We start from the raw sequence: 19,269 nt of genomic DNA, 5'->3' as shown, positions 1-19,269 counted from the left end.
ATGCAGACGAACAGGAAGGCCATCGTGGCCGCGGTCGCCGGCAACGCAATGGAGTGGTACGACTTCACCGTGTTCGCGCTGATGACACCGGTCATCAAGAACCTGTTCTTTCCGGTCGACCCCAAAATTCCGGGCAGTGAGATCAACGCGCTGCTGCTGACGACCGCGCTGTTCGGCACCGGTTTCTTCATGCGGCCGATCGGCGGCCTCGTGCTCGGCTATTTCGGCGATCGCAAGGGGCGGAAGGCGGCGATGACGCTCGGCATGGGCATCATGGCGCTGTCGGTCGCGCTGTTGGCATTGACGCCGACCTACGCGACAGCCGGCATTGGGGCACCCCTGATCGTGCTGCTGGCGCGGCTGTTACAGGGCTTTTCGGTCGGCGGCGAGTTCGGTACCTCGACCGCCTATCTGATCGAAGCGGCGCCTCCCGGCCGCACCGGCTTCTATGGCTCGTGGCAAATCGCCGGCCAGCTCATGGCCAACGTGCTCGGCGCAGTGCTGGGCGCCGCCCTGACGCTGACCTTCACGCAGGAGCAGCTTGCCGCCGGCGCCTGGCGTATCCCCTTCTTCGTCGGCCTCGTGATCGTTCCGATCCTGCTTTATATGCGCGCCAGCGTCATCGAGCCCGAAGCGTCCCGGCGCAGCATGGCGACGGTGCACAAGGAAGATTTCATCGCCGCGCTGAAGAATCCCGGCCGCAATTTCCTGATCGGCATGGGCATGGTGGTGGCAAGCGCCGTGTCGTTCTACGTCACCTTCGGCTACACCGTGACCTACGCCAAGGAGGTGCTGAAGCTGCCGCTGATGCAGAGCTTCCTGGTTCAGATGATCGCGGCGATCGTGATGGTGATCGTCGTTCCCGTTGCCGGCGCCGTCTCCGACCGCTACCCGCGCAGGCCGCTGCTGCTGGTCTCGCTCATTGGCTATTTCGTCTCGCTGTATCCGCTCTATAGCTGGGTGATCTCCGAGCCGTCGATCGCAAGGCTCCTGGTCGCCCAGGTCGTCATCGGCTTCTTCAGCGCCTTCTTCCTCGGCGTCTACTGCACCACGCTGGTCGAGCTGTTCCCGATCCGCGTCCGCTCGACCGCGCTTGCCATCGTCAACAATGTCGCGGTGCTGGTATTCGGCGGCTTTGCCCAGTTCTTCGTGACATGGCTGATCGCGCTCACCGGCTCCCCGCTGGCGCCGATCTTCTATGTGATGATCGGCGTCGGCCTCGGGCTGATCGCGGTGATCGCGATGCGACCGGAGGACGCCGGACGGGAGCAGGTCGCGGACGGCATCGTCGAACAGGCGTTGTGAGGCCGTTCAAAACTCCAGCGGTGCGTTGTCGACGACTTCCTTCATCACGAAAAAGGTGCGGGTCTGGCGCACGCCGGGCAGCGCGATCAGCTGCTCGCCATGGATACGGTTGAAGTCCTCCATGTCGCCGACGCGGATCTTGAGGAAATAGTCGAAGTCGCCGGCGACGAGGTGGCAGTCGAGCACGAATTTCAGCCTGGTGATCGCCTGCTCGAAGATCGCAAAGCTCTCCGGCGTCGAACGGTCGAGCACGACGCCGACCATCACCAGCGTGCCCTTTGCCACCTTCTTCGGCGCGACCATGGCGCGGACGGCGGCGATGAAGCCGTGCTCGAACAGGCGTTGGGTGCGGCGATGACAGGTGGCGGGACTGATGGCGACGGTTTCGGCCAGCTCGGCGTTGCTGAGCCGGCCGTTATTTTGCAGCAATCGCAACATCTTAAGGTCGATACGGTCGAGGCGGGCGGACATGGAAGAAGCTTCCGTTGCGAGCGTCTATTCCGGAAGGAATAGCACATATTGGCGCCCTTATCGCAAGATCGAGCGCAATAAACGCGCAATATTTGAAAGCACCTTTTTGCGGCGCGATGTTAGTGTTTTCGCAGACATTTAACGCCAATCGGGATGACCTGACGATGCTCGAAAAATTCGCGCGCTATCCGCTGACCTTTGGTCCGACGCCCATCGAGAAGCTGGAGCGGCTCTCGAAGCATCTCGGCGGCAATGTCGAGGTCTACGCCAAGCGCGAGGACTGCAATTCCGGGCTCGCCTATGGCGGCAACAAGCTGCGCAAGCTCGAATACATCATCCCCGACGCGATCGCCTCGAACGCCGACACGCTGGTCTCGATCGGCGGCGTGCAGTCCAACCACACCCGCATGATCGCGGCGGTCGCTGCCAAGATCGGCATGAAGTGCCGCCTGGTGCAGGAAGCCTGGGTGCCGCACGAGGACGCCGTCTATGACCGCGTCGGCAACATCATGCTGTCGCGCATCATGGGCGCCGACGTGCGCCTGGTGGACGACGGCTTCGACATCGGCATCCGCAAGAGCTGGGAGGAAGCGATCGAGGAGGTGAAGGCGGCGGGCGGCAAGCCCTACGCGATTCCCGCCGGCGCCTCCGTGCACAAATTCGGCGGGCTCGGCTATGTCGGCTTCGCCGAAGAAGTGCGCAAGCAGGAAGCCGAGCTCGGCTTCAAGTTCGACTACATCGTGGTCTGCACCGTCACCGGCTCCACCCATGCCGGCATGCTGGTCGGCTTCGCCGCCGATGGCCGCGCGCGAAAGGTGATCGGCATCGACGCGTCGTTCACCCCGGCGCAGACCAAGGCGCAGGTGCTCTCGATCGCGCAGAACACGGCCAAGCTTGTCGAACTCGGCCAGGATCTCGTCGCCGACGACGTCGTGCTGATCGAGGATTACGCTTATCCAGCCTACGGCGTGCCGTCGGAAGAGACCAAGGAGGCGATCCGCCTCAGCGCGCGTCTCGAAGCCATGATCACCGATCCCGTCTACGAGGGCAAGTCGATGCAGGGCCTGATCGACCTTACGCAAAAGGGCTATTTCGAGAAAGGCGCGAAGATCCTCTACGCCCATCTCGGCGGCGCGCCGGCGCTGAACGGCTATGGGTATGCGTTCCGGAACGGCTAGCGCGTCGGTGATGTGAGGCGGCGCGCACCTCCCCACGAGTGTCGTCCTGGCGAAAGCCAGGACCCATTACCCCGACTGCCAATTGTTGAAACACGCTGAGGCAGTCAGCGTGCCTTTTCCTACGGCCTGTGGCTATGGATCCCGGATCGGCGCTCCGCTTCGCTGCGCTTGTCCGGGATGACGGCGGGGGTGTGGCGCGCCCTACCGCGTCCTGACAATCTGCAGCAGCTCGTCGCCGTAATGCTCGAGCTTCTTGTCGCCGATGCCGGGCACATTGCGCAGCTCGTCCAGCGTGGTCGGCCATGCGCGAACGATGCCGTCGATGGTGGCGTCGTGCAGCACGACGTAGGCCGGCACGCCACGTGCGCGGGCAATCTCCGAGCGCCATGCTCGTAGCCGCGCGCGCAATTCAGGATCGACATCGCCCTGCGCCGCGCCGGCCGCAGGCGCAAGATCACCGCGGCGGGACTTGGCGCGGCTTGAACGGATCCGGGCGCCGGGCGCTTCTTCGCGCAGCCACACTTCCGTTTCGCCCCGCAGCACGCCGCGCGACGAATCCGTCAGCTTAAGCGCGCCGAACGCTTCGCTGTCACTCAGCAAATGTCCCATCGCCACGAGCTGCCGCAGCACCGTGCGCCACTGCTTCTCGTTGAGCTCGCGTCCGATGCCGAAGACGGTGAGCTTGTCGTGACCGAACTGCGTCACCTTCTCGGTGAGCCGTCCGATCAGCACGTCGATGAGGTGCATCGCGCCGAAGCGCTGCCCGGTGCGATAGGCACAGGATAGCAGTTTTTGCGCCAGCACCTTGCCGTCGCGCATTTTCGGCGGCATCAGGCAATTGTCGCAATTGCCGCAGCCCTCGCCCATCACGATCTCGCCGAAATAGGCGAGCAGCCGCCGGCGCCGGCAGTGCGGCGTTTCGGCCAGGCCAACAAGCGCATCGAGCTTGCCGATCGAGACCCGCTTGAATTCGTCGGAGCCGCTCGACTCGTCGATCATACGGCGCTGCTGCACGATGTCCGAGAGACCGTAGGCCATCCAGGCCGCCGACGGCTTGCCGTCACGGCCGGCGCGTCCTGTCTCCTGGTAATAGGCCTCGATGCTCTTGGGCAGATCGAGATGCGCGACGAAGCGCACGTCGGCCTTGTCGATGCCCATGCCAAAAGCGATGGTCGCGACGATGACGATGCCGTCCTCGTTGAGGAAGCGGTCCTGGTTGCGCGAGCGCACGCTGCTGTCGAGCCCGGCGTGATAAGGCAACGCGGCAATGCCGGCGTCGTCGAACGCGGCGGCGACCTCCTCGACCCGTTTGCGGGACAGGCAATAGACGACGCCCGCATCTCCCGCGTGACGCTCCCGGATGAAATCCTTGAGCTGCGACACCGCGTTGCGCTTGTCGACGATCTCGTAACGGATGTTGGGACGATCGAAGCTGGAGACGAAGTGCGGACTGTCTGCAAGCGCAAGCCGCTCGACGATCTCCTTGCGGGTCAATTCGTCGGCAGTCGCGGTCAGCGCGATGCGGGGAACGTCGGGAAAACGCTCGGCGATGACCGACAGGCCGACATATTCGGGGCGGAAATCATGGCCCCATTGCGAGACGCAATGCGCCTCGTCGATAGCGAACAGCGCCACCTTCGCCCGCGCCAGCAGCGCCAGGCAGCGCGGCGTCAGCAGCCGTTCCGGCGCGACATAGAGCAGGTCGAGATCACCCGCGATCAGGCGCCGCTCGATGTCGGACGCTTCCTGCGGGGTCAGCGACGAGTTCAGCGCGGCGGCGTTGACTCCTGCTTCGAGCATGGCGGCGACCTGATCGCGCATCAGCGCAATCAAGGGCGACACCACGACACCGCAGCCTTCGCGCAGCAGTGCCGGCAATTGATAGCACAGCGACTTGCCGCCGCCGGTCGGCATCAACACCAGGCAATTGCCGCCGTCCGTGACGTGCCGGATGATCTCACCCTGCGCGCCGCGGAACCCGGGCAGGCCGAACACCGAACGCAGCACCGACAACGCATCGCGGCCCTGGGCCGGCGCGGACAGCGGAGCGGTGGAAGGAGAGGACATGGGCATGTCGGGGTGAGGCCGTGAGATTCGTCCCAAGGCCAGTCGCATGACCGCGCAGGCGTGGCAAGACCGTTTGCTCCGCCGGACGCCGCCTTCCCCCACCCTTTGTGGGAAGAAAACTTTCTTACGCGCCGATCCGTCGCAGCGCTTCCGCGACCGTCACGATCGGCATGTCGCGCTTCCCGGCGGCCTGCAGCGCATGGCGCATCAGGTGCGGCGTGCAGCCATATGGGCTCGGCGCGTCGGCGACGTCATGACCGTAGAAGATCAGCCATCCGCCGCTCTCGACCGCCTCGTCGAAATAGCGATCGACACCCGTCGTATTGATCTCGCGATCGACCAGGGGCGAGGCGCGCAGGAACTGGAGGTCGATGACGTCGCGATTGACTCCGGGAAGGATGCCGCGCGCCGAGCGGAAGGTCTTGGCGAGCTGCGGCTTGCGCCACACCGACGCGATGCCGTAGGGGTAAGCGAAATTTTCCAGCGTGATCGAGGAATCAATGCCGCGAAAATGGCTGCGGTTTCGCTCGATCTCCCGGGCCATGGCGGTCTCGTCGAGACCGACCGCGCTCTGGTGCGAGAAGGTGTGGCAGGCAATCTCGTGTCCGGCCCGGTGAAGCCGCACGATGGCGTCGTTCGACAGGCCGTGCCAGTGGTCCGAGGGACGATCGACCAGGCTGCCGGCGAGATAGAAGGTACCGCGACCGCCATGCTGCTCCAGAAGCCCGGCGCCCTCGCCTGCGGCGCTATCGGGGGCATCGTCGAAGGTGAAGCTCACCATGGGCGCATTCGCGGGCAGCCGATGCGGCGCGACGCGGAAATGCCGGGCCAGCCGATTGCTCACGCGTCCCTGGAGTGCCGACCACACGACTCGCATTTCCTGTCTGTCCCGCCCCTCACTGAAGCATTCGTACGCTGCTCGAGGCAAGCTTCACACTTCGTTAGTCCTAACGTCGAGCTCGTCGTCCCGACCTAACGCGCAAGCACCGACGCATCGGTCCCCGCGCCGAGATATTGCAGCCAGTTCCGGAACAATGCCGCCGCGGCGCTGCCAGCGGCGATATCGGTGCGCAAATTCAGCGCGGGCAGCTCGTTGCTGAGCGCGGGGTGGCGCTGGTGCCTTGCCTGCTTCTCGAAGCGGACCAGCTTCTCTTCCGTCGCAGCGTCAAAATAGCTCACGGGCAAATGCGGATAATTGTCGCGCTCACGCGCGAGATAACGGCCGATGTCGCGCAGATATTCACGCTGAAGCGACAGCGCGTCATATTCCGGATGGCCCTGGAAGAACACGAAGCGGCTGGCATATTGCCGGACGAAGATGTCGACGCCGGCCTTTGCCGAACGCGTCAGCACCTGGTAGCCGGCCTGCGCGAGGTCGCTCTCGGCGATCTCGTTCAGGCGCGAATGCGAGACCTTGAGCGGCGCAGGCGCGGCCCGCGTCAGCGGATCGCCGGTCACGGCTTCGCAGTCGAAAATGCCGTGACATTTGGCGGCGAGCGGCCGCCGTTCGATGCGGTCGAGATGCAGCACCGCGGCGTGCGCAGCGAGGCACGACCAGATCGTCGAGCGCGTGTTGACCTTGGCCCAGTCGATCAGCTCGGTGAGGTCGCGCCAGTACGGTTCCTGGTCGAGCTCGGGCGCGATCGGCTCGGCGCCGGTCACGATCAGGCCGTCGAACCTGTGGCGCCTGAGCTCGGTGAGTTCCGAATATTCGCTCTCGACATGCCACTTCGCTTCCGGCGAGCGCTTGACCGAGGGCAGCGAGAAGCAGTGAAAGCGGATGCGGCGCGGACCTGCTGCGGCTTGCAGCAGCTTCATGAACTGCCGCTCGGTCGCCTTCAGCGCCGGATCCGGCATGTTGTTGATCAATCCGATGGTGAGCTCTGTGTCGCCGTGCTCGCGCGCCAGATCGCCCGCCCCCGGCACCAGCGCCGGGCTCGATATGCCTTGATCCCTGTCGATCAGGATCGTCATCGGCGCCGCCGCCTACTCCGCGGCCTGGAGGCGCGCGGACCGGCAGGCCTTTTCCAGGGCCTGGTCGAGGTCCTCGATGATGTCCTGGCAATGCTCGATGCCGATCGACAAGCGGATCGTTTCCGGCAAAACGCCGGCGACCCGCTGCTGCTCGGCAGACATCTGCCGGTGCGTCGTCGAGGCCGGATGGCAGGCCAGCGACTTGGCATCGCCGATATTGACGAGGCGCGTGATCAGCTTCAACGCATCGTAGAAGGACTTGCCGGCTTCCATGCCGCCCTTGATGCCGAAGGTGAACAGCGACGAGGCGTTGCCGTCGAGATATTTCTGGACCAGCGGATAATAAGGACTGTCCGGGAAACCGGTGTAATTGACCCAGGCCACGCGCGGATCCTTGCGCAGGAATTCGGCGACCTTGCGGGCATTCTCGCAGTGGCGCTCCATGCGCAGCGCGACGGTCTCGATGCCCTGGAGCAGCAGGAAGGCGTTGAACGGCGACAGCACCGAACCCATGGTGCGCTGATAGATGCTGCGCGCGCGCTCAATGTACGCCGTCTTGCCGAAGCGCTCGGCATAGACGAGGCCGTGATAGGAGGCGTCCGGCTTGTTGTAGCCGGGGAAGCGATCGACGTGCTTGGCCCAGGGGAAATTTCCGGAATCGACGATGGCGCCGCCGAGCGTGGTACCATGGCCACCCAGGAATTTCGTCAGCGAATGCACGGCGATGTCGGCGCCGTAATCGAACGGCTTGAGCAGGATGGGGGTTGCAACGGTATTGTCGACGATCAGCGGCACGCCATGGGCATGGGCGATCTTCGCCAGTGCCTCGATGTCGCAGACATTGCCGGCGGGATTGCCGATGGTTTCGGCGAACACGGCGCGGGTGTTCTCGTCGATCAGCTTTTCGATCGCCTCGGGCTTGTCGCTCTCGGCGAAGCGGCCGGTGATGCCCTGCCGCGGCAGGATGTGCGAGAGCAGCGTATGCGTGGTGCCGTAGAGCTGCGGCACGGAAACGATGTTGCCGCCGTGATCGGCGACGTTGACGAAGGCGAAATGCAGCGCGGCCTGCCCGGTCGCGACCGCAAGCGCGCCGACGCCGCCCTCGAGCTCGGCGATACGTTTCTCCAACACCGCGCTGGTCGGATTGGCGATGCGGCTGTAGCGATAGCCTTCGGTCTCGAGATTGAAGAGCGCCGCGCCGTGATCGGCGCTGTCGAAGGCGTAGGCCGCGGTCTGGTAGATCGGCACGGCAACAGCGTGCGTGGTGGCTTCGGGCTCGTAGCCGGCGTGAATAGCGATCGTCTCGTTGCGCATCGTGCCACCTCCGCGTGGAGCGGGCCGCACTTATTGGCCTGTATGAGGCATGTGCGTTGTCCGCCGTCCCTCTGTTAGAGGCGGGTGGTAAAGCGGACAATAATTCGTCTAGAGATCGAGGAAGTAACCCTAACGCTTGTTGGGGAATTGGCTAAAATTCAAGTCAAATTGGATTAATGAAGTTTTGTGGTTTGCGGCGGCAACCACGCTGCACTCCCTTCCCCCTTGTGGGAGAAGGTGGCGCGAAGCGCCGGATGAGGGGTCTCTATCCATACGGCCAAGCTTGCGTTAGCGGAGAGAGACTCCTCACCCGTCTCGCCGCTGCGCGGCGCGCCACCCTCTCCCACAAAGGGAGAGGGAAACAAACTTCGCTGCCCTATCAGTCCATCTGTTCCCATAGCCGACGAGCGAGCACACCAGCCCGCTTCTCGATCGCAGCCGCTGCATCGAGCGCGAGGTCCTCGCGATAGCGCCCGGCAATGAGCTGCACGCCGATCGGCTTGCCATCGTGCAGCATCACCGGCACCACGGCGCCAGGCAGGCCCAGCACGTTGATCGCGGAGATGAAGCGGATCTCGCCCCAGAAAATCTCGCGCACGCGCTCGGGGCTAACCGTGTCCTCGCGCGGGCCTGGAATCGACTTCACCGTGGTCGGTGCCAGTACCACCGGATATTCCTCGAAGAACAATTGCCAGGCGCGGATGTGGCCGTTGCGCGCGGCGGTCGCCTGCATCCAGGCCTTGAGGTCGAGCACGTTGGCCTTGGCTTTCATGCCGCCCCACGCCTTGTGGAAGTCTTCGGACGTCACCTTCAGCATGCCGGCTTCCTGCATCACCATCGTCTCGTTGGTGATGATGTCGCACCAGGTCTGCCAGACGCCGTCGATGTCGGGCACGTCGACCTCGCTGACACGATAGCCGGAACGCTCCAGATGATCGGCGGCCTGGCGCAACGCCGCCGCGACGTGCGGATCGACGTCCATGTCTTCAGGAATCCTGGCGAGCGCGACCTTGATCGGCCCCTTCGGCTTCGGCCCGACCAGCGGCGCCGGCACCCACCAGGGATCGCGCGGATCGCGCTGGCTCATCACCTCGAGCGCGAGCCTGACGTCGGCGACGTGGCGGGCGAGCGGCCCCTGCGCCGACATCAGATGCGCCAGCATCGGCCGCTCGGCGGTTGCGCTCGCGTTGAACGCAGGAATACGCCCCTGCGTCGGCTTGATGGTTGCAACACCGTTGCAATGCGCCGGCCAGCGCAGCGAGCCGCCGATGTCGTTGCCGTGCGCGATGGTGCCGATGCCAGCCGCGACGGCCGAACCCGCACCGCCCGAGGAGCCGCCGCAGGTGATATCAGGATCCCAGGGATTGAGCGTCAGCCCGTGCAAGGGATTGTCGGTGAAGCCGCGGAAGGAGAATTCCGGCGTGTTGGTGAGGCCGATAACGATCGCGCCGGCCTTCTTCAGGTTGCGCACCACGGGCGAATCCGACGGCGCGATGAGATCCTTGTTGGCCGGCACGCCGTTGAAATTGGGACGGCCTTCGTAATCGACATTCTCCTTGATCGTGATCGGTACGCCGTGCAGAAGGCCGAGCTCGCCGCCCTTGGCGCGCCGCTTGTCGGCCGCATGGGCCGCAGCCAGCGCCTCCTCCGAGAGATCGACGACGACGGCGTTCAGCCTCGGGTTGACTGCACGCATGCGCTCCAGATGCGCCTCGGCAGTCTCGACCGCGGAGATGGCGCCGGAGCGGATTGCGGCTGCGGTCTCGACCGCCGACCATTGCCAGGCCGGGCCTTTTGGGCGGCGTGGTGCTGATGATTTGCGCTGGGGGGCCCGCTTCACCGGCTTCGTTGCAGCCTTCGCGACCTTGCTCTTGCGAACGGCGCTTTTCTTGCTGGAGGTCTTCGCTGCTTTCTTTGCAGCACTTTTCTTCCTGGTCGCCGTCTTCTTCGCCACGTCGCATCTCCTCAAATTGCGCTGCCGAAGTTATGGAGCTCACACGACCGTGTGCAGGCGCGTTTCTGCATGGCGCGGCGTCGGGGCGCGTTGTGGCGGCCGAAGGCGCGCGAGACGCTCATGAGGTCGTCTCCCGTGACGCATGTATCGGTTGAATGATGGAATGAACTGCCGCCAGATTGCGGCATCGCGAGCGGGTTTTTGACGTCGCCGTTTGGAGAGTGACAAATTGGGACGTTTGCCTACAGCCACACAGCATCCCATGTCGGTGGCGATCGCCGATGGAAGGGGGCGTCGCGGGCGTGCGCGAGGGACGGGAGGTGGTAGCGGGAGCGCTACCACGGACCAATTGCCTTACCAAGGGCTGGAGACGGGCAGAAGAGTTGGAGAAAGCCCTAATCGAGACCAGAAGGTCAAACGGTCCCGTGCGTCAACACTGGAAATACATCGGAAAACTTTGCCATCAGAGCACTCGTCTCCCCTTCGCGCAAGAAGCAGCCCTCCCCGGCCGTGACCCTCGACGGACGTAGAGCTTCAGTCGAAGCTCTCAATTGCAAAGCCGGGCAATCTGAGCTCCACACGCGCGCATAGGCTCCTGCGATTGCGCCACGCGCGCCTGAATGAGAGCACCTTCAAAGGCGGCCAAGATTACTGGCGCGAGCGTCTCCGCATTCTTCGGGGCCATTCCGCATCGGATCAAACCATCAGCAATCGTTTGGTGCCAGAGACCGAAAGCGTTCTTGCATGCCTTGGTGAGCGCCTGAGATTGGGGTGCAGTTTCCAATGCAACGGTGCACACGGGGCAGCCAGCGGTGAACCCGGACTTTGCCAACTGTGCCGCGCTCCCCGCAAACAACTTGCGGACACCCTCCGCAGCGCGGCCGCCTTCGGGGAAGCACTGCGCGATGCCCCCAGCGACATTTTGTGCAGCCCATTCGAGAGCGGCGACTCCAACCTGCTCCTTACCATCCGGAAAATAGTGATAGGCGGAACCCCAGGGCGCTCCCGACTCCTGGACCAGCCGCCGCCATGAGGCCGCGGCATAGCCCTCTCTCTGAAAGAGAGACATGGCGGCCAAAATCATCTGTTCGCGCGGTGAATGGGCTGTCATGGGCGTTTGACTAGGACGATCGTCTTATCTATAGACGTAGAGACGTTAGGACAAGTGTCATAATAGAGGGTGGGGATCTATGAAGGCGGTATTGTTGCATGCCTACGGCGATGCTGAGGCGCTTCGGGTGGAAGAGGTTTTGAAACCGCAGCCCGGGGCTGACGAAGTGCTCATCCGGATCGAAGCGGCGAGCGTCAACTACGCCGACATCGTGCGTCGGCGCGGTGATCCCTATCCACTGCGGACACCTTTGCCGGCGATCCTCGGCAGCGAAGCCGCCGGTGTCGTCGACGCCGTTGGCGAGGGTGTCACAACGCTGCATCCCGGTGATCGGGTGTTCGCGTTTTTCGGCGGAGACGGTCTTGGCGGCTACGCTGAGTACGCCCTCGCCGGCGTCGACAACGTCATCAAACTGGACCCAAGACTCGATTTTGACGTCGCTTCCACGCTTGTCGTTGCCGGCGTGACTGCTTTTCAAATGCTCAAGGACGCTGGACGGCTCAAGCCCGGCGAATCTGTCTTCATTCCCGGCGGCGCCGGAGGCGTTGGCAACTACGCAATTCAGCTCGCCAAGATTTTGGGCGCCGGCTGCGTCATTGCCGGCGCCAGCACACCCGAACGCCGGCAGCAAGCCTTGGCGCGGGGCGCCGACCACGCCATCGACTCTACCACCGATGATTGGCCGCGCGAGGTGAAGCGGCTCACCGGCGGACGCGGGGCCGATGTGGTTCTCGATATGGTCGGAGGCGCATTTTTCGACCAGGCTCTGGCCGCGCTCGCACCATTCGGGCGCCTCGTCGTCTATGGGACCGCCAGCAGGAAGCCCTCTTCTTTCATCGCCCAACGCCTGATGCCGATGAACCAAGCCGTGATTGGCTACTACGTCAGCCACTGGTTCAAGGCTCGGCCGGATCAAGCGCAGAAGGCCTTCGACACCGTTGCAGGATTCGTGATCGAACAGCGCCTTCATGTGGAGGTTGCCGGGCGGCTGCCACTCGAAGGGGCCACCGAAGCTCACCGCATCATGGAAGCGCGGCAGGCGACGGGAAAATACGTGCTCAAGCCGTCGCTGACCGCCCCTTGAGCTAAGCAGCGCCATGTATCAACGGCGGCACGCAGCACGCCGCCGATATGTCGGAACCGAAGATGGCAGGCCGGCTGTCTTGAAAAGGGAGGAAACCATGACGATGAGCGACGAGCGTCCCGCATCGCGAGAGAATGGAGGGCTAGCGCTCTTCCGCGAGCTTTTGCGCACAGGCGCGCCAGCCGCTCCCATCTGCATGCCACTGAATTTCCAGTTGTCCGCGGCAGAGCACGGCAGCACAGAGTTTACTGGTTGGCCCGGACCACAGTTCGCAAACCCAGGAGGGGTTGTGCACGGTGGTTACCTCGCCGTGATTTTGAGCTCGGCGATGTCCTGTGCCGTCCATACGACACTTGATGAAGGCGAGGGTTATACGACAACGAACTTTACTGTGAATCTCACCCGTCCGCTAAAGCCGGGACCGGGCCCTGTTATCGCCTCGGGCGTCGTAGTTCACCGCGGCAGACAAGGCGCTACTGCCGAGGGTCGCATCGTCGATGACACGGGCAAGCTTCTTGCGCACGGCACAACGACTTGCGTGATTTTCGCTCCGCGAAAACAAGACTAGCAGTCGCTGCATTTACCAAATTGCTGCCTTCAAAGGACCTTACGAGGTTTCGCATCACCGGGACGACCGATCGTCCACTCGCGGGTGTCAAGGTGATCGAACTTGGCCACTACGTCGCAGCACCGCTGGCAGCGATGATACTGGCGGATCAAAGGGACGGACGTCATGCGCGTTAAGCGATCAGGACATCGAGCGGTAATGCCGCTCGCGGAGGCGGCCTGCGGGCTTGGGCGGGGTTGCTTGGTGCAGCAACGGGACTCCACACGGATGTCAGACGCCACGCGCCGACAAGCACGCGGGTCGGCCGACATGAAACAGAGAGTGTCTGTGACAAGCCAGCAAACGGGAGACATTCGCAGGACCGCGATCGTCACGGAAACCTCGTCCGGCACCGGACAGGCCACCGCAAGGGCGTGCGCGATTCCGGTTTTGTCGTCTAGGAAAGACGGCGAGAAATTACTTAGCCGTTGTTGTCATCACCGCAAATCTGCGCCGGCTAATGTAATTGTCAGCTACTCTGGGGCGCCTGACCGGGGCAACAGCGCACGATGGTGCGCAGAAAAGTCCAATATCGAAGATTGGCGTACAAAATCGTGCAATGGCGGAGAGAGTGGGATTCGAACCCACGGTACGGTTTCCCGCACACACGCTTTCCAAGCGTGCGCCTTAAGCCACTCGGCCATCTCTCCGGAGCGCACTCTCTTGAAGGGGCGCCGATGATTTTGCAAGGGATCGCGGGGAAATCGGGTGATTTTTCCGTAAGATATTGTATTTTATAGACAATATCAGGCGCAACGCTAACGCTCGGAACCGCCTGCTGGCTGAACCGGCGGCGGGTTTGGTGCGACGATTCACTCAAGACCGTCAAACACGTCCGGGGGCACCATGACCGTCCGCAACACCATCGCCGTGCTGAGCCTGGTTTCGGCCCTTGCCGCCGCCTTCGCGGGGCCCGCCGCCGCACAGGTCTGCACCCGGCAAGGGGGCGACGTCAGCTGTGACGACGGACGGCGCGGGATGCTTTCGGGCGATGCCATCCTCTGGCCGGACGGCACGCGTTCGAGCGCGACGCCGCATCAGAGCGTCATCATCGGTAACAAGAGCTCGGTGCATGTCGGGCCCGGCGTGTTCGTCGGCCAGGGCAAGGGCATGGTGCCGCTCGACGATCCGAACGCGCCGAACAAGCGGCAGTGCGCGATTCTGGAAGGCGTGTCGTATTGCTATTGAGGCTCTCGTCTTCGCCCCTGCCCTCCCCGAAATGAACGGGGAAGGAGACTAGATCAGCCGCACGCCCGATATCGCCGACTTGAGCCAGCGCAGCGCTTGCGGCGGCTGGTTGGCGAGCGGCGCAACCGCGGCCTTCTCCGTCCGGCACTTCTCCAGTTCTGCGACGAAATCCGCCGACCATTGCTGGATGGTGTGGCCGCGCAGCTTCTTCATCATCGCATCCCAGCGCATCTTGCGCTCGGTGAGCGGCATCGCGGCCGCGACCGCGATCGCGCGCGCCATGCCGTCGATGTCGTGCGGATTGACCAGCAGCGCGGCGTCGAGTTCGTTGGCCGCGCCGGCGAATTTCGACAACACCAGCACGCCGGGATCGGCCGGGTTTTGTGCGGCGACATATTCCTTGGCGACCAGGTTCATGCCGTCGTGCAGCGGCGTCACCACGCCGATCTGCGCGGTGCGGTAGAGTCCCGCGAGCACGGCCTGGCTAAAGCCCTTGTTGAGATAGCGGATCGGTGTCCAGTCGGCCTCACCGTGGCGGCCGTTGACATCGGACACGAGCCGCGCGACCTCGTTCTGCAAATTGCCATAGGCTTCGATGGCGCCGCGCGAGGGATTTGCGATCTGCAACAGCGAAATGCTGCGCGAGAACTGCGGATGCTCGGTCCAGAGTCGATCGAACGCGCTGATGCGGTTGACGAGGCCCTTGGAATAGTCGAGCCGGTCGACGCCGATCGCGAGTCGCTCACCGTTGAGGCTGCGGCGCAGCCGCGACACGTCCGGATGCGACGCCGACTTCGCCGCGTATTGCGCGAACTTCTCGGCGTCGATGCCGATCGGAAACACCTCGCAGCGCGTTCGGCCATGCTGCGAGATCGCAACGCCGTCTTCGACGGCGAGGCCGAGTTCGCCCGCGACATAGCCGAGAAAATTCTGGCAGTCGTCATGGGTCTGGAAGCCGATCAGATCGTAGGCCAGCATCGCCGTGATCAGCTCGCGATGATTGGGCACGCCCTGCATCACCGCGGCGACAGGCCATGGCGTATGGAGGAAGAAGCCGATCGGATCGTCGACGCCCAGATCCCGCAGCTCCGCGCCGAGTGCGAGGAAATGATAATCCTGCACCCAGAACGCGGTTTGTGCTTTCCGGAAGCGCATCAAGGCGCGCGCCATGAAGGCGTTGACCTCGCGATAGCTGACATAGTCGTCACGCGAGACGCGGATCAGATCGCTGCGCGAGTGCAGCGCCGGCCACAGCGCCGAATTGGCAAAACCCTCGTAATACCCGCCATAGTGTGCCGCCGGCAGATCCAGCGTCGCGATCGCGCCCGAACCTAATGCTTCGATTTCGGCGAACGGCTCCTTTTGATGACCGTCACGCACACGGCCCGAGGAACCCACCCAGATCGCGCCCGAATGTTCCACGACGGGTAACAAGGCCGCCGCGAGACCGCCCGTCATGGGCTCGTTGGGTTTGCCGCGTGCGACGCGATTCGAAACGACGACTAAGTTCACAGGTCGTCCCCTCCTGTTTCATTCCACCCGTTTAACTGCCGTTCATCAATATGGTTCCTGATCATCCTTTGCACCAATTGAAACCAAAATCGGGCGTGCGCGTTGGAACCGGTTTACCTCCAGGGAACCCGACGATTTCGCTACACAAAGTCGGTTTGGGTTACCGTGGCGCGCACAGCATGAAACGGGCGCGCTGGGGAATTACGCGCGCGATATGTGGCTCCGAGATGTCGGTGCCTTATTCCAACCTTGAGTCGTCGAGCAGCCGCGCGAGGAACGTGCGCACGTCGTTCGGCGCGTCGAAGTGCCCGTTGACACCCATAGCGCGGCGGCCGACCGAGAAAGCGAGCCCGTTCATGTCGGGCATGATCGCGAATACGGTCTCGTCGGTGACGTCATCGCCGATGAAAATCGGACGGCGTCCCTTGAAAGGTTCGTGCTTCATCAACTCGCGCACGCCGGTCGCCTTGGTGAAACCGGAATGCTTGATCTCGCAAACGAACTTGCCCGGCAGCACCTCGATCGGTGCATTGGGCAGGTCGGCGCGGATCAACGAGACGGATTCATAGATCGCTTTCTCCGCATGCGGCGCAAGACGGTAGTGCAGCGCCAGCGAATAGCCCTTGTCCTCAAGCAGAATGCCTGGACTGAGCTTGGCGACCGCCGCGAGCCGCCGCTTCAATTCCTTGTCCAGCGGCGGCGCGCTGACGGCATCGGCTTCGTTGTCCACCGAAAGCCGCATCTCCGCGCCGTGGCCGGCGACGGCGCGAAAGACATCGGGCGCGAAGATCAGGTCGATGTCGTTGAGCGAACGGCCGCTGACCATCGCCAGTGCGCCCGAGGTGCGCTCCGTCAACCGGTTCAGCGTTTCCGACAGGCCGGGCGGCACCCACACCTCGCGCGGCGTCGGCATCAGGTCGAGCAGCGTCCCGTCGATGTCGAGCAGGATCGCTGTTTCATTGAGATGCGGCACGAGCGCGTGGGGCACCGGCACCGCATCGGGCGCTTCATCGTCGACCATGGTGCGCTCTTGATCCAATTCAGCCAGTTCCGATTTCATAGTCTACTCCATGGAAGCAAGCGGCCGCGCGATTTCTTCGAGCGATCTGCGTTCCGCCGAGATGGCATAGCGCCACGCCACGATCGCGGCTGCGATCATCAGGAAGGCCCCCAGCAAATAGCCTGCGAACACGCTGGTGCGTGACCCTGTGTCGATCAGCGCACCGAACAGCGCGGGGCCGATCACGCCGCCGATACCGGTGCCGACCGCGTAGAACACGGCGATCGCGAGCGCGCGGACTTCCAAGGGAAACGTCTCGCTGACGGTGAGATAGGCGGCGCTCGCGGCGGGCGAGGCAAAGAAGAAGATCACCATCCAGGCGATGGTCTGCCCCTGCGCGCTCAAGGCGCCAATCGAGAACAGATAGCCCGACAGCGCCAGCAACAGGCCCGACGCGCCATAGGTGAACATGATCATGGTCCGGCGGCCGAGCGTATCGAACAGGCGGCCGAGCAGCAGCGGGCCGAGGAAATTGCCGGCGGCGAAGGGGAGCAGATACCAGCCGACATGATCGGCGCTGATGCCGTAAAAATCGGTCAACACCAGCGCAAAGGTGAAGAAGATGGCGTTGTAGAAGAAGGCCTGCGCGATCATCAGCACGAGGCCGACCATCGCCCGCTGGCGATAGACCGAGAACAGCGTGTGCACGACCTCGCGGATCGGCGTGTGGCTCCGCATTTTCAGGCGGATCCTGGCGAAGCGGCCGTCGGTCGTATCCTGGTCGTGTCCGAGCACCGAGCGTTCGATCTCGTCGACGATGGCGTGGGCCTGGTCGGGACGGCCGTGGATCATCAGCCAGCGCGGACTCTCCGGAATCCACATCCGCATCAAGAGCACGACGAGGCCGATGGCCGCGCCGATGAGATAAGCGAGGCGCCAGCCGAGATCAGGGCCGATCACTGCGGGATCGAGCAGCACAATGGCCGCTACGGCACCCATCGCGGCACCGATCCAGAAGCTGCCGTTGATGACGAGATCAGTCCAGCCGCGATAGCGCGCCGGCACCAGTTCCTGGATGGTCGAGTTGATCGCGGTATATTCGCCGCCGATGCCGGCGCCGGTGAGAAAGCGAAACAGTGCGTAGCTCGCGACATTCCATGACAGAGCCGTCGCGGCCGTCGCCGAGAGATAGAGCGCGAGTGTGATGAAGAACAGCTTCTTGCGACCGATGCGGTCGGTGAGCCAGCCGAAGCCGAGCGCGCCGAGCACCGCGCCTGCGAGATAGGCGGAATTGGCAATGCCGAGATCGAGATTGGAGAAATGCAGCGAGGGACTCTGCTTCAGCGCGCCGGAGAGCGCGCCGGCCAACGTCACCTCGAGGCCATCCAGAATCCAGGTGATGCCGAGCGCGAGCACGACGCGGGTGTGAAACCCGCTCCACGGCAGCACGTCAAGTCGCGCGGGAATGCTGGTTTCGATGATGCGGTCGCCCGCGGCCGCCTTCGCGACCGCCTTGGAGACCACAGGTCCATCGTCCGGCGCTAGGCTTCGCTGCAATTCCATCGCGTTGTTGCATCTGACCAATGGACATGGCCCCGGTTCACATGGCGTGGACAGGGGCGATCCGATCAAGGGGGTGCGGCATTCCGCCTGCCACCTGCGACAACGTCTGCGGCGAGGGCAGGTTCCCGGTGGAACGACCGTTGGCGCCGCTGGTTTTCGGTGGAGCCGCAAGGAGTTGACGCATGGCTCATGCCAGAAAGACGACACATTCTCGCAAAACATCGGCGCGCAAGAGCACCAGACGCGCCGCACCGAAGCGCTGGTCACAGCGCGTGACGAAGGAGAGCGACGCGCTCGACCTCAAACAAGGCGTGTTCAAGCTGACCAGCGCGAAGAAAATCGCGACTTCGTTGAAGCGCTCGGCCGAGCACAGCGCGCGCCGCAAGACCGGCGCCTACCGCTCGGCGCTGTCGATGCTGACGTTCTACATCAACCGCGCCGGCAAGACGCTGCCGCAGACGCAGCGCACCCGGCTGGAGCGGGCAAAGGTGGAGCTGAAGCGGGCGTTCGGGAGGGAGTGAGCGCCAGGTCATCCTGGACAAGCGCAGCGCCGATCCAGGACCTATTACCCCAGTGAGCAGTTGGCGATGACTCGGGGTTAGCAGTTCGCCCGACAACTCCTCCTTGGGGTAATGGGTCCTGGCTTTCGCCAGGACGACGGCGGAGTGCGTGGCGCGCTTCGGGCCTTACGCCGCGCGGATATTCCCCATGAAGCGGTCGAGCTCGGCGCGCAGGCGGGTGCTTTCGGACGACAGCGTCTTGGCCGAATGCAGCACCTCTTCCGAAGCCGAGCCGGTTTCGGCGGCACCGCGGTTGACCTGGCCGATGTCGGTGGCAGCGGTCTGAGTGCCCTGCGCGACGGTCTGGACGCTGCGCGCGATTTCCTGCGTCGCCGCGCCCTGCTGCTCCACTGCGCTCGCTATCGACGTCGAGATCGACGA

16 protein-coding genes, 1 tRNA gene and 1 pseudogene are annotated in these 19,269 nt (G+C 63.7%); 6 read left to right on the top strand and 12 right to left on the bottom strand.

Going from position 1 to position 19,269, the window contains the following annotated elements; translation table 11 throughout:
- Entirely contained in the window at positions 1-1,305 is a 1,305-nt protein-coding gene (locus tag FXB41_RS03110; RefSeq protein WP_007599138.1) for a citrate-proton symporter, read from the top strand.
- Positions 1,306-1,311: 6 nt separating this feature from the next.
- On the opposite strand, the gene FXB41_RS03105 is transcribed toward FXB41_RS03110, so the two are convergent.
- A complete protein-coding gene (locus FXB41_RS03105) occupies positions 1,312-1,776 on the bottom strand; it encodes an Lrp/AsnC family transcriptional regulator (RefSeq protein ID WP_007599137.1) in 465 nt (154 codons plus the stop codon).
- 164 nt (positions 1,777-1,940) lie between these two features.
- Here FXB41_RS03105 and FXB41_RS03100 point away from each other — a divergent pair, with 164 nt between their 5' ends.
- A complete protein-coding gene (locus FXB41_RS03100) occupies positions 1,941-2,954 on the top strand; it encodes a 1-aminocyclopropane-1-carboxylate deaminase (protein WP_219679422.1) in 1,014 nt (337 codons plus the stop codon).
- Positions 2,955-3,155: 201 nt separating this feature from the next.
- Here the strand turns inward: FXB41_RS03100 and recQ are convergent, their stop codons facing one another.
- From recQ to FXB41_RS03070, 6 genes are all read right to left on the bottom strand, one after another.
- Positions 3,156-5,021: a DNA helicase RecQ gene (gene recQ, locus FXB41_RS03095; protein ID WP_219679418.1), complete on the bottom strand. Its 1,866-nt coding sequence runs from the start codon at positions 5,019-5,021 to the stop codon at positions 3,156-3,158.
- Between the two features lie 124 nt (positions 5,022-5,145).
- Positions 5,146-5,889 (bottom strand): polysaccharide deacetylase family protein, encoded by a 744-nt coding sequence (locus FXB41_RS03090; RefSeq protein ID WP_219679471.1) that lies wholly within the window; start codon positions 5,887-5,889, stop codon positions 5,146-5,148.
- A gap of 104 nt (positions 5,890-5,993) precedes the next feature.
- A complete protein-coding gene (gene metA, locus FXB41_RS03085; protein ID WP_219679416.1) occupies positions 5,994-6,995 on the bottom strand; it encodes a homoserine O-succinyltransferase MetA in 1,002 nt (333 codons plus the stop codon).
- A gap of 12 nt (positions 6,996-7,007) precedes the next feature.
- Positions 7,008-8,309, bottom strand: coding sequence for an O-acetylhomoserine aminocarboxypropyltransferase/cysteine synthase family protein (locus tag FXB41_RS03080; protein WP_219679414.1), 1,302 nt, complete (start codon positions 8,307-8,309; stop codon positions 7,008-7,010).
- Positions 8,310-8,688: 379 nt separating this feature from the next.
- A complete protein-coding gene (locus FXB41_RS03075) occupies positions 8,689-10,263 on the bottom strand; it encodes an amidase family protein (RefSeq protein WP_219679412.1) in 1,575 nt (524 codons plus the stop codon).
- A 547-nt stretch (positions 10,264-10,810) separates the two neighbouring features.
- Positions 10,811-11,374, bottom strand: coding sequence for a TetR/AcrR family transcriptional regulator (locus tag FXB41_RS03070; protein ID WP_007599128.1), 564 nt, complete (start codon positions 11,372-11,374; stop codon positions 10,811-10,813).
- Between the two features lie 79 nt (positions 11,375-11,453).
- Here FXB41_RS03070 and FXB41_RS03065 point away from each other — a divergent pair, with 79 nt between their 5' ends.
- Both FXB41_RS03065 and FXB41_RS41875 read left to right on the top strand, forming a co-directional pair.
- Positions 11,454-12,458 carry a quinone oxidoreductase family protein gene (locus FXB41_RS03065; RefSeq protein WP_219679411.1) on the top strand — a complete coding sequence of 335 codons (1,005 nt, stop codon included), beginning with the start codon at positions 11,454-11,456 and terminating at the stop codon, positions 12,456-12,458.
- A gap of 13 nt (positions 12,459-12,471) precedes the next feature.
- Positions 12,472-13,026, top strand: a complete 555-nt coding sequence (locus tag FXB41_RS41875) for a PaaI family thioesterase (RefSeq protein ID WP_376707479.1) — start codon at positions 12,472-12,474, stop codon at positions 13,024-13,026.
- Between the two features lie 599 nt (positions 13,027-13,625).
- Here FXB41_RS41875 and FXB41_RS03055 read toward each other — a convergent pair.
- Positions 13,626-13,715 (bottom strand) — tRNA-Ser (locus FXB41_RS03055).
- 196 nt (positions 13,716-13,911) lie between these two features.
- On the opposite strand from FXB41_RS03055, the gene FXB41_RS03050 reads away from it, so the two are divergent.
- Positions 13,912-14,253 (top strand): hypothetical protein, encoded by a 342-nt coding sequence (locus FXB41_RS03050; protein ID WP_219679407.1) that lies wholly within the window; start codon positions 13,912-13,914, stop codon positions 14,251-14,253.
- A gap of 48 nt (positions 14,254-14,301) precedes the next feature.
- Here FXB41_RS03050 and FXB41_RS03045 read toward each other — a convergent pair whose 3' ends face one another.
- From FXB41_RS03045 to FXB41_RS03035, 3 genes are all read right to left on the bottom strand, one after another.
- A complete protein-coding gene (locus FXB41_RS03045) occupies positions 14,302-15,765 on the bottom strand; it encodes a trehalose-6-phosphate synthase (RefSeq protein ID WP_219679405.1) in 1,464 nt (487 codons plus the stop codon).
- Positions 15,766-16,003: 238 nt separating this feature from the next.
- On the bottom strand, positions 16,004-16,825 hold the full coding sequence (otsB, locus tag FXB41_RS03040; RefSeq protein ID WP_027515103.1) for a trehalose-phosphatase: 822 nt from the start codon (positions 16,823-16,825) through the stop codon (positions 16,004-16,006).
- A 3-nt stretch (positions 16,826-16,828) separates the two neighbouring features.
- Positions 16,829-18,328: an MFS transporter gene (locus FXB41_RS03035; RefSeq protein ID WP_219679403.1), complete on the bottom strand. Its 1,500-nt coding sequence runs from the start codon at positions 18,326-18,328 to the stop codon at positions 16,829-16,831.
- A gap of 182 nt (positions 18,329-18,510) precedes the next feature.
- Between FXB41_RS03035 and FXB41_RS03030 the strand changes: the two genes are divergently transcribed.
- Positions 18,511-18,849: a DUF3175 domain-containing protein gene (locus FXB41_RS03030; RefSeq protein WP_219679400.1), complete on the top strand. Its 339-nt coding sequence runs from the start codon at positions 18,511-18,513 to the stop codon at positions 18,847-18,849.
- A gap of 165 nt (positions 18,850-19,014) precedes the next feature.
- Here FXB41_RS03030 and FXB41_RS03025 read toward each other — a convergent pair.
- Positions 19,015-19,269: pseudogene (locus tag FXB41_RS03025) on the bottom strand (methyl-accepting chemotaxis protein); the annotation flags it as partial.

It is taken from the genome of Bradyrhizobium canariense, assembly GCF_019402665.1.
Taxonomy (GTDB): Bacteria; Pseudomonadota; Alphaproteobacteria; order Rhizobiales; family Xanthobacteraceae; genus Bradyrhizobium; species Bradyrhizobium canariense.
Note: the sequence above shows the minus strand (reverse complement) of the source record. Positions and strands in the feature narration are given on the sequence as shown.